The sequence below is a fragment of the Candidatus Nitrotoga sp. BS genome (assembly GCF_927797785.1).
Taxonomy (GTDB): Bacteria; Pseudomonadota; Gammaproteobacteria; order Burkholderiales; family Gallionellaceae; genus Nitrotoga.
Map to the genome: position 1 here is coordinate 40,252 of NZ_CAKMLL010000050.1, position 10,882 is coordinate 51,133.

A 10,882-nucleotide genomic window follows, 5' to 3' on the forward strand; every position below is an offset into this window, starting at 1 on the left:
CAGAAGTTCCATACAGGCAATAAAAGATGTAGAAGATACCGGGACACATCTATATGGAAGAGTCCATGATTGAAGCAGGTAGATTTGTCAAGGGTGGAACTAAACGATGACGCCAAAGGTATCCAAACCAAATAAGGTCACAGTGCTACTTTCTACATACAATGGGAGCAAGTATCTTCAGCAGCAACTAAATTCATTGTATGAACAAACCTATCCGAACATTAGGATTTTGGTAAGAGACGATGGATCGTCGGATTCAACAAGAAGCATTTTAGAAAATGAGCAATTAAGTGGGCGCATAGATATATTAAGAGAGCATGAAAACCTGGGCCCAGCCTTGAGTTTCTTTAAGTTACTGCATAATGCTGCGTTAACTGAAACAGAATACATTGCTTTTTGTGATCAAGATGATGTTTGGCAACCTCATAAAATTGAACATGCGGTTACGGCCTTGTTAGTTGTCGCCGATAACCGTCCGGCATTATTTTGCTCCAGGTTAGAAATTGTAGATGAACAATTAAACCATATTGGATTTACCAATACACCAAGAAAAGTTGGCTTTGGCAATGCTTTAGTTGAAAATATTGCTACCGGCTGTACGATGGTACTTAATCGAAAAGCAGTGGAACTTATATGTAAGCACCTTCCAAGTAAAGTGTTGATGCATGATTGGTGGTGCTATTTAGTTCTCTCTTGTTTTGGCGAAATTGTTTTTGATAGTTACTCCAATATTAAATATCGACAGCACGGAAATAATACCATTGGCGCAACCGCGAATATGTTTGATGAATTAAATAGAAAAATGCATAGATTTATTTACAGCGGAAGAGGATTGCTTTGGTTGCAAGCTTGGTTGCAAGCTTCCATTTTTTTAAATCTGTTTGAAAAGAGCATCCCTTTATCTCAAAGATTAACTCTCGATAAATTTATCGCAGCAAAATCATCACTGTGGTGTCGTGTTCAGTTAGTACTATCCCAAGAAATATGGCGGCAAAAATGGTTTGATAATTTGGTCTTGCGGTTAATAATATTTATTAATCGAATCTGAGCTGAAGCGAAAACTGGCGTTTTAATCTGCCGGGAATTGATGTCCTTTCTTAATTTTATTTTTCCCAAAGGGTATGTGTGATTATCGCTCCTCACCAGCGGAACAGACTTTATGGATAAAAGCCTAACAGCGAGGCAAGTTACTCAAGTACGTCAGGTTCGTTATTTTTGATGAACCAAATTGCCGCGAAGCAGCCCCCTGAAATTTCCATTTCTGTTGTCAGTCATGCACAAATTCAGTTGATTGAATGTCTACTGCATGATATCAACCGCCATTGCCGGGCTTCATTGATCGAATTGATACTCACACTTAACCTGGATGAGATACTGCCCTTCGCGGCAGATAGTTTTTCATTTCCAATAAAAATTATTCGCAACCCCATTCCTATGGGATTTGCTACCAATCACAATCAAGCATTTACATACGCAGAGGGACGATTCTTTTGTGTAATGAATCCAGATATCCGGTTGAATAGCGACCCATTTAAAGCTTTGCTTGCGTGCCTACAGGATTCTAAAGTTGGCATGTCTGCGCCGCTCATATTCAATATGAGCGGCAAGATAGAAGACAGCGCCCGCCGTTTCCCGACGCCTCTCAAGATATTTTGCAAAGCATTCGGCAGATGTAAAGGCAGTGATTATCTTGTAGAAAATAGTTCGATATTTCCTGATTGGGTGGGCGGGATGTTCATGTTATTCCCGCGTGACGTATTCAAAGAACTAGGTGGATTTGATCAGCAATACTTTCTTTATTATGAAGACGTAGATTTATGCGCGAGGTTGAGACTCAAGAGTTATGCAGTAATCTTATGTCCTGATGCCAAGGTGATTCACCTTGCTCGTAGGACTAGTCATCACAGCTTCAAGTATTTTCAGTGGCATCTTATGAGCATGATGCGATTTTTTTGTTCTTCTTTGTTTTTAAAAATATTATGGTTGCGTTTGACAAAAGAAAATCCATGAACAAATGTACGGTAGCGCAATGAAAGCTAATCCAACTTAATTATGCTTAGTCGTAAGCTGTCATCATGAAATTTATGATCTCCGGGGCTGCTGGCTTTGTTGGTAAAGCACTCTGTGCTGAATTGCTGCGTCGAGGACAATCTGTAAGCGCGACAGTACGTTCAAGGAGTTCAGTGATTGAAAAAGCGGAAACCATAATCATTGGCGCTATTGATAGTAAGACGAATTGGGCTGAGGCATTACGCGATGTGGATGTAGTGATTCATCTTGCCGCACGAGTGCATGTAATGCACGAGAGCACTACCGATCCACTGGCGGAGTTTCTTAAGGTCAACCTGCACGGCACTTTAAATCTCGCTCGGCAGGCAGCTTGTTCTGGGGCGAAGCGGCTAGTCTACGTTAGCTCGATCAAGGTGAATGGCGAGCAGACCAGCACAACTCAATCATTTACAGAGTTGGATGAACCCTGCCCACAAGATTTTTACAGTATCTCGAAATGGCAAGCCGAACAAGCGTTGTGGCGCATTACCCAAGAAACCAGCATGGAAATTGTTGTTGTGCGTCCTCCATTGGTATATGGTTCTGGCGTGAAAGGCAACTTTGCACAAATGCTAAAGGTGGCGGCCACACACATTCCTTTGCCATTTGCTTCTGTACATAACCGTCGCAGCTTGATTTACGTTGAAAACCTAGTGGATGCCTTGATAAGCTGTGCAACCCATCCTGTCGCCGCAGGCCAAACTTATTTAGTATGTGATGGTGAGGATGTTTCCACCCCAGATTTATTGCGCCAATTAAGAGGCGCGACGAAATGTCCGGCACGCCTATTTCCGTTCCCGTCAAGCTGGTTAGGTAAGCTGGGCAAGTTATTCGGCAAATCTAAACAAGTCGAACGGTTACTCGGCTCGTTGCAGGTCGATAGTGGTAAAATCCGCCGTGATTTAAAGTGGGTTCCTCCTTATACTTTGCATCAGGGGCTGCAAGCGACTGCAGAGTCGCACCGACGCTTAGGTAAGAAAAGCTAATACATATGTTACTTATGTTGCTATCAATTGTTGAAAAAAGTATACCAACATAGCCGAGGGTTTGTTAAGCAACTTTCCATACGGTAACCACCTCGCATGAAAGTAGATTGCGCGGAAATTATCAATTTTGTTATAGAGTAACGTTCCCATGTCGCATTTCGCTCCTATGATCGCAGCACTAATCACGATGTTGGTGATTACTATTATTGTATTTAGTAAAACCGGTAAAAAAATTCAAGATATCCCCAATGAGCGCTCATTGCATGAGACACCAATTCCGCGCGTTGGCGGAGTAGGATTGATGGCAGGACTCCTGTCTGCCTGGGGATTAATGGTGATGTCCTTAGCTTGGTGGGTGGTATTGCCCATGCTTTTACTGTTTGCTGTTTCTTTACTAGATGACGTACGCGGCCTGCCAGTAAGACAACGCTTGTTAGCGCACATCACTGCTGCTGCGATTCTGGTGCTCGGCTCGGGTTTGCTGGCGCAGGGTATTGCAACGACTTTACTCGTGATGCTGTGCGTAGTTTGGATGACAAATTTATTCAATTTCATGGATGGATCAGATGGTTTGGCTGGAGGTATGGCGTTTTTCGGTTTCACCATGTATGGCGTAGCAGCGCTGATGCATGGTGCAGATACTCAGGCCATGCTAAATTTCTCAATAGGTGCCGCTGGCTTGGGATTGCTTTATTACAATTTTTATCCGGCTCAAGTTTTCATGGGTGATGCAGGCTCCATTCCTCTTGGTTTTTTATCTGCCGCGATGGGATTGTGGGGCTGGCAACAGGAACTATGGCCTGGATGGTTTCCGTTGTTGGTATTCTCTCCTTTCATCATAGATGCTAGTGTCACCTTGCTGAAACGCATGTTGCGTCGTGAAAAAATCTCTCAAGCACATCGCGAACATTATTATCAACGCTTGGTGCAGATCGGTTGGGGGCATCGTAATGTCGCATTTTTTGAATATACTCTGATGCTTGCGGTGGGCGCATCTGCCGTTTGGTATTTGAGTCAGTCCACCGAATGGCCATGGCTTCTGTTCCTGATATGGGGTGGTGTGTATGGTGGGCTAATGCTGATCTTAGATAATCGTTGGAAAGCATTTCAGCGAAGCCAGCGTGGCTAAACTAGATTCACGTACCCTGCTGGCCATGTTGCATGACCTCGTGGCGGCCGCATTTGCCTGGAGCTTAGCTTATCTGTTGCGCTTCAATTTCGAACCACCACCACACTTCATTAATGAGATGCTGCACACCCTGATCTGGGTAGTGCCATTGCAAGGTATCGTTTTCTGGCGCTTTGGCTTATATCGTGGCCTATGGCGCTATGCCAGTGTAACTGACTTGCGCCGAATTTTTTTGGCGGTGCTGATGGCTGCCTCATTGATTCCCTTGGTGATATGGATGTTTCGTATCAATGCCGTAATTCCTCGCTCGGTACTGGTGATTAACCCTGCGCTCTTGCTACTTGTAATGGGCGGAAGCCGTTTTATTTACCGTCTCTGGAAAGAGCATGGCTTGTATAGCAATCTTAAATTAAATGTAGAACCAGTACTCGTGTTAGGAGCGGGCGATGCAGCCGTAGGCTTGTCCAAGGAACTGGCTCGTAGCCGCGATTGGCGGCTGGTGGGTTTTCTGGACGACAATGTTGATAAGCATGGGCGTATCCTCAATGGGATCAAGGTGCTAGGCGCGCTGGATAGCCTGCCGCAGTGGGCGGAACGCATAAGTGTAAAGCAAGCCATTATTGCCATGCCATCGACCTCACACCAAGTGCGCAAGCGTGCGGTTGAAATTTGCAATCAGGCCAGCGTCAAGGTACTAACGGTGCCGTCATTCGATGATCTGCTAAGTGGGCGTATTGCCATTTCGCAATTGCGTGCCGTGGAGCTGGATGACTTGCTGGGGCGCGATCCGGTTCAATTGGATGCGGCCGGGCTGCACGAATTATTCACCGGAAAAACCGTGCTGGTAACAGGTGCCGGCGGATCCATCGGCTCTGAATTATGTCGCCAGATCATACAATTCAAACCGCGTATTTTAGTGATGTTCGAGTTGAGTGAATTTGCACTGTATAACATGGAACAGGAGCTGGTCGCGAAATTTGATGACCTGGAAATTGTTTGCCTGATTGGCGATGTACGTGATACTGCCCGTCTTGATCAAGTCTTTTCTGAGTATAAGCCGGCGATGGTTTTTCACGCAGCCGCATACAAGCATGTTCCCCTCATGGAGCAACATAACACTTGGCAGGCGATACGCAATAACGTGCTAGGCACATGGTCGGTCGCCACAGCTGCACAGCGTCATGATGTAGCGAAATTTGTATTAATCTCTACCGATAAAGCAGTCAACCCAACCAATGTGATGGGGGCGAGTAAACGTCTGGCAGAAATGGTATGTCAGGGATTGCAGCAACCTAGCGGAACGCGCTTCATAATGGTGCGTTTCGGCAACGTTCTCGGCAGCACTGGTAGCGTCATTCCAAAGTTCCGCGAACAGATTGCGAAGGGTGGACCAATTACTGTCACACATCCGGACATTACACGCTATTTCATGTCGATTCCGGAAGCTGCGCAATTAGTATTGCAGGCCAGTTTAATGGGCAAAGGCGGAGAAATATTTGTATTGGACATGGGCGACCCGGTAAAAATTGTTGATCTGGCGAATGACCTTATTCGTCTTTCCGGCCTAAGCAAGGATGATATCCGGATTGAATTCATTGGCCTGCGCTTGGGTGAAAAGCTGTATGAGGAATTGCTGGCTGACAATGAGCACACTTTACCCACACCTCATATAAAATTGCGCATCGCACAGGCTCGTGAAGTGAACGCAGCATGGTTGGGAAATTTATTGATTTGGTTCAATACCGACGCTACACAGGACGATGCAGAAGTTAAACATGCCTTGACACAATGGGTACCAGAATATTGCCCAGATTTTAATGGTGAAAAAAAACCAATATGACACTAAATGCAACTCGCCACGAATTTACTGTAAATATTCGGCATATAATCCTCCGAGCTTACATCCATAGTGCACAGAAAATTCAAAAACTGACTGTTCGCGAATAATGGCAACCTACGCGGTAGGAGACATACAGGGGTGTTACACCGAGCTTTTGCGGTTGCTGGAGAAGATATGCTTCGACCCAGCAATAGATAGGCTATGGCTGGTAGGTGATTTGGTGAATCGCGGGCCGGATTCGGTGAACGTACTGCGTCTAATAAAATCGTTAGGTGATGCCGCCATCACCGTGCTGGGTAACCATGATCTACACTTGCTTGCAATAGCTGAAGGCGCAGCCAAATTACACCGTAGCGACACACTACATGACATTCTTGACGCGCCCGACAGAGACGAATTGCTAACCTGGCTACGTGCGCAGCGTCTGCTATATGTAGAGGGTGATTTCGTCCTGGTACATGCCGGGTTGCTGCCGAACTGGACGGTGGACCAGGCACAACAATTGGCGCATGAAGTAGAGGCTACATTAGTGGGTAAACACTACCACGATTTTCTCGTGTACATGTATGGCAACAATCCTGACCATTGGGAAGATGGCCTTTGCGGTTACGAGCGCCTGCGCGTCATTACTAATGCTTGCACGCGCATGCGCGTTTGTACCCCGAACGGTGAAATGGAATTCAAATTTAAGGGGGAGGTGCACAATATACCCGAGGGATACATGCCGTGGTTTGATGTGCCAGGGCGCGCCAGCGCCAATGCAACATTAGTATGCGGACATTGGTCGGCACTAGGGTTGAAAGTTACCCCTCAAATCATTGCGCTCGACACCGGTTGTTTGTGGGGCGGCACACTTACCGCCATCCGCCTTGAAGATCGTGAGCTGTTTCAGATACCATGCGAACTCAAACCGATGACAATGCCATAGCAGCAATTGTAATTTTTATAACTTTAAAGTTGGAGTCTCGAAAAAGCCTAAGGGATAGTTTTAAAATTGTCGCGTTTAAAAATAGTAACCTAATTTACGGTGGTTAAACTTCAACTGCGTTTAGCCGATTACCTGAAGAGCTAAAAGCTACATTATTAACGTTTATTTGAAACAAAAAAAGACGTTTATTATAATAATTTACATAAAAATCAAATTGTTAACAAATTTTTACTAGTGTCTGTTATGATGTCTGTCATTAAAATAATGGACAGGAGGAGCGGGGTTTTACTCCGCCCTATGAATATCAGTAGTAATCGTTTACTTACATATATATCTTCCACTGAAATTAGTACAAGCAAACTAAATTGGGGATATTCCTTAGTAGAGAACTTATTTTGTTATCTGCTCTCCCGTCTATTCACCGTTCGAGTTATCGTCATCTTTTTGGTGTTCGGAAAAAAACGTAGCGGCGGAATGGAATTGCTGCTCTTGTTAATTTACAAGACTGTAGCAAATTCAATTACTCGGGCATTATGTTTCCGTCCATCTCTCATTTGGCAATCCCTCAGCCAAAGCAGCCGTTCCGTTATTTGCAAGTCATCTCCTCATTACCATTCTTTCGAATAATCTCATGGATATACTGTTCCTGATAACCCTAATTTTGCTAAACGGGATCTTCGCCATGTCGGAGCTTGCCCTTGTGACTTCTCGACACTCACGCCTAGCACGTCTAGCGGCAGACGGCGACGCCTCGGCAGAAGTGGCGATACGTCTGGGTGAAAATCCAACACGTTTCCTTTCCGCCATTCAGATCGGAATCACCTCAATCGGCATCCTGAATGGTATCGTTGGCGAGGCGGTATTTGCTTCCCCGTTTGCAGCATGGCTGCAAACGCTCGGCGTTAGTCAACGCCCAAGCGAGCTGGGCGCAACCGTTTTGGTTGTTGTGGTGATTACCTATCTATCCATTGTAATCGGCGAACTAGTACCCAAACGCATCGCTCAATTTAACCCGGAAGGGATTGCGCGCCTAGTGGCCAGACCCATCCACATCTTGGCATTAATTACGCACCCGTTCGTAAAATTACTGTCGACATCTACTGATGCTGTTCTGAAAATGATGGGAATGAGTCAGCAAGTGGAACGTAGCTTAACGGAAGAAGAAATTCACGCAATGCTGGAAGAAGGTTCCGAAGCAGGAATTATTGAGCGGCACGAACATGATATGGTTCGCAACGTTTTCCGCCTGGATGAACGACAAGTTGGCTCCCTCATGATCCCTCGAGCGGATATAGAATATCTGGATATCAACCAGCCATTGGAGGCCAATCTCTTACGGATAGCAGAATCTGATCATTCACGCTTCCCAGTTTGCCGGGGTAGCTTGAGCGACCTGCTGGGAGTGACCTCCTTCAAGCAACTGTTCAGCCAGACAATTAATGGTGGGCGACCCGATCTGACCGCACAGGTAAACCCATGCGTTTTCGTGACCGAATCGTTAACTGGATTGGAACTTCTGGCTCAATTCCAAGCGTCAGGTACTCACATGGTTTTCGTCATAGATGAGTATGGCGAGGTTCAGGGCTTGGTCACCCTTCAGGATGTATTGGAAGCGGTTACTGGCGAATTCATATCGCTCGATAATACGGATCGTTGGGCGGTTCAGCGCGAAGACGGTTCGTGGTTACTGGATGGAATGATTCCAGTGCCCGAGTTGAAAGATGAATTAGAGTTGAAGTCTGTTCCTGAAGAAGATAAGGGTCGATACCATACGCTTAGCGGCATGATGATGTGGTTGCTTGGACGACCGCCTAATGTGGCTGACGTCGTAGTGTGGGAACAATGGCGGTTGGAGGTTATTGATCTTGACGGAAAACGAATTGACAAGGTACTCGCAAGCCGTTTATCAGAATCAACCCAGGTTTCGGGCGCTAGCGAAGTGCAACCCAATACCGAGCTATCGGATTAAAGAGCTGGCTTCAATTATTTTACGATATAGCCTTGACGCTTGCCAGTTAACAAATTCCCTGATTAGACAAAATGTTCAGCCGCGCAATTTCATCATCCGTAAATTTGAAAAAACATTTGAAACTGCACGTCTCTGATCCAACTTTCACATCACCATTCGCCGAAATGAGCATATCTTGCTCCTCATTCAAACTTGTCGATTACGCTGGCTAAGCTTCATGGCTAATCAGGACATGTTTTATTTATAACACTAATAAATCATATAATTAGGCATAACTATGTTGCTAATGATAGACAACTACGACTCCTTCACCTACAATTTGGTGCAATATTTCGCCGAGCTAGGCGCAGATGTGCTTGTGCATCGCAATGACGAGATTACACTGGAACAGATTGAGACGCTACAACCGCAGTGTATCGTGGTTTCACCAGGGCCATGCACGCCCAACGAAGCAGGAATTTCGGTCGCTACCATTCAACGCTTCGCCGGCCGCATCCCCCTTCTTGGGGTGTGCCTCGGCCATCAGAGCATCGGCCAGTCATTCGGTGGAAAGATAGTTCATGCCAAACAACTAATGCACGGCAAAACATCAGCCATCTTTCACAACAACAGTAGTGTTTTCAAAGGCCTGCCAAACCCACTCACCGCTACACGCTACCATTCGTTGGTGATCGAACGAGCCACCCTGCCCGACTGTCTGGAAATTACTGCATGGACTGAAGACGGCGAAATCATGGGAGTACGTCACAAAACAATGGCGATAGAAGGGGTGCAATTTCATCCGGAATCCATTCTCACTGAATATGGTCACGAGCTACTTGCTAATTTTTTGCGCGGTGAACGTTAATGAACTACGCCAGCCTACTCAATCGCTTGCTTAAGCGTGAAGACTTGCCGCATAACGATATGCTCGAGTTGATGCGGAACATTATGGGCGGGAAGCTGACTCCAGCTCAAATCGCAGCAGTTTTGGTCGCATTAAACATGAAGGGAGAGACTGTCGGCGAGATTGCGGCGGCAGCGCAGGTAATGCGCGAGCTGTCGAACAAAGTGACGGTGCAGGATGATAAGCATTTGATTGATACCTGCGGCACTGGCGGTGATGGTGCGCAGACCTTTAACATTTCCACAGCCAGTGCGCTGGTCGCTGCGGCAGCGGGAGCGCGCGTAGCCAAACATGGCGGACGTTCCGTTTCCAGCACCTGCGGCAGCGCCGATATTCTGGAAATGCTTGGCGTTAATGTCAATCACACACCGCAGCAAGTGGCGCGCTGCGTGCAAGAGCTTGGCGTGGGCTTCATGTTTGCGCCCAATCATCACAGCGCGATGAAATACGCTGCTCCAGTGCGGCGCGAACTCGGCGTGCGCACGCTGTTCAATCTGCTGGGTCCGCTTACTAATCCGGCAGGCGCACAGAACCAAGTAATAGGGGTATTCCAGCGGGATCTAACTGTAAAATTGGCACACGTAATGCAGCAATTAGGTAGTCAGCACGTGTTGGTGGTGCATGGTGCAGATGGCATGGATGAAATTTCAATTAGCGGACCAACTTATATTGCAGAACTGATCAACGGTGCGGTACTCGAATACTTAGTGCAACCACAAGACTTCAGTTTACAGGCAGCACCGCTGGACAGCATACGCGTTGCCAATGCCGATGAGGCGCGCACGATGCTGTTGTCGGTGCTGGATAACCAGCCCGGTGCCGCACGTGATATCGTACAGCTTAACGCTGGTGCGGCTATTTATGTGGCGGGGTTAACTGCAACGCTACAAGAAGGTGTACAGAAAGCAAAAGAAGTTATCGCCAGCGGCGCGGCGAAAAATAAGCTGGAAGCGCTAGTCCATATTCATACTTAAGGTTGTAGCAGACCAATTTTTCGGGGAGGTGAAATATTTTTCGCCGAACGTACCTGCTCTCCTTCCGATTAATTCCATGGTGTCTACATTAATAAATTTAAATTGGCTTTACGTTGCCTGT

9 protein-coding genes are annotated in these 10,882 nt (G+C 46.4%); all 9 read left to right on the forward strand.

All coding sequences use genetic code 11. The features are described from left to right. Positions 1 to 106 precede the first annotated feature (106 nt). The 9 genes from MJ769_RS05565 (at position 107) to trpD (ending at position 10,761) form a co-directional block, all read left to right on the forward strand. Positions 107 to 1,048 (forward strand): glycosyltransferase family 2 protein, encoded by a 942-nt coding sequence (locus tag MJ769_RS05565; RefSeq protein WP_239235021.1) that lies wholly within the window; start codon positions 107 to 109, stop codon positions 1,046 to 1,048. 170 nt (positions 1,049 to 1,218) lie between these two features. Further along, entirely contained in the window at positions 1,219 to 2,010 is a 792-nt protein-coding gene (locus MJ769_RS05570; protein ID WP_239235023.1) for a glycosyltransferase family 2 protein, read from the forward strand. Between the two features lie 65 nt (positions 2,011 to 2,075). Beyond that, a complete protein-coding gene (locus MJ769_RS05575) occupies positions 2,076 to 3,035 on the forward strand; it encodes a UDP-glucose 4-epimerase family protein (protein WP_239235025.1) in 960 nt (319 codons plus the stop codon). A 148-nt stretch (positions 3,036 to 3,183) separates the two neighbouring features. Continuing rightward, positions 3,184 to 4,164: an MraY family glycosyltransferase gene (locus MJ769_RS05580; RefSeq protein WP_239235027.1), complete on the forward strand. Its 981-nt coding sequence runs from the start codon at positions 3,184 to 3,186 to the stop codon at positions 4,162 to 4,164. Between the two features lie 25 nt (positions 4,165 to 4,189). Further along, a complete protein-coding gene (locus MJ769_RS05585) occupies positions 4,190 to 6,004 on the forward strand; it encodes a polysaccharide biosynthesis protein (protein WP_239235037.1) in 1,815 nt (604 codons plus the stop codon). A gap of 106 nt (positions 6,005 to 6,110) precedes the next feature. Continuing rightward, positions 6,111 to 6,932, forward strand: a complete 822-nt coding sequence (locus MJ769_RS05590) for a symmetrical bis(5'-nucleosyl)-tetraphosphatase (RefSeq protein WP_239235028.1) — start codon at positions 6,111 to 6,113, stop codon at positions 6,930 to 6,932. A 631-nt stretch (positions 6,933 to 7,563) separates the two neighbouring features. Continuing rightward, positions 7,564 to 8,901, forward strand: a complete 1,338-nt coding sequence (locus MJ769_RS05595; RefSeq protein ID WP_256445691.1) for a hemolysin family protein — start codon at positions 7,564 to 7,566, stop codon at positions 8,899 to 8,901. A 277-nt stretch (positions 8,902 to 9,178) separates the two neighbouring features. Beyond that, the gene (locus MJ769_RS05600; RefSeq protein ID WP_239235031.1) at positions 9,179 to 9,748 is read left to right on the forward strand and encodes an anthranilate synthase component II; all 570 of its coding nucleotides are present in this window, start codon (positions 9,179 to 9,181) and stop codon (positions 9,746 to 9,748) included. Further along, a complete protein-coding gene (trpD, locus tag MJ769_RS05605) occupies positions 9,748 to 10,761 on the forward strand; it encodes an anthranilate phosphoribosyltransferase (protein WP_239235033.1) in 1,014 nt (337 codons plus the stop codon). Before MJ769_RS05600 ends, trpD begins: the two co-directional genes overlap by 1 nt. Positions 10,762 to 10,882: the final 121 nt, after the last annotated feature.

What these genes read in the sequence shown, in the direction of transcription:
- MJ769_RS05565 (WP_239235021.1), top strand. Translation starts at nt 107, where the DNA reads ATGACGCCAAAGGTATCCAAACCAAATAAGGTCACAGTGCTACTTTCT.
- MJ769_RS05600 (WP_239235031.1), top strand. Translation starts at nt 9,179, where the DNA reads ATGTTGCTAATGATAGACAACTACGACTCCTTCACCTACAATTTGGTG.
- MJ769_RS05590 (WP_239235028.1), top strand. Translation starts at nt 6,111, where the DNA reads ATGGCAACCTACGCGGTAGGAGACATACAGGGGTGTTACACCGAGCTT.
- MJ769_RS05585 (WP_239235037.1), top strand. Translation starts at nt 4,190, where the DNA reads ATGTTGCATGACCTCGTGGCGGCCGCATTTGCCTGGAGCTTAGCTTAT.
- MJ769_RS05575 (WP_239235025.1), top strand. Translation starts at nt 2,076, where the DNA reads ATGAAATTTATGATCTCCGGGGCTGCTGGCTTTGTTGGTAAAGCACTC.
- MJ769_RS05595 (WP_256445691.1), top strand. Translation starts at nt 7,564, where the DNA reads ATGGATATACTGTTCCTGATAACCCTAATTTTGCTAAACGGGATCTTC.
- trpD (WP_239235033.1), top strand. Translation starts at nt 9,748, where the DNA reads ATGAACTACGCCAGCCTACTCAATCGCTTGCTTAAGCGTGAAGACTTG.
- MJ769_RS05580 (WP_239235027.1), top strand. Translation starts at nt 3,184, where the DNA reads ATGTCGCATTTCGCTCCTATGATCGCAGCACTAATCACGATGTTGGTG.
- MJ769_RS05570 (WP_239235023.1), top strand. Translation starts at nt 1,219, where the DNA reads ATGAACCAAATTGCCGCGAAGCAGCCCCCTGAAATTTCCATTTCTGTT.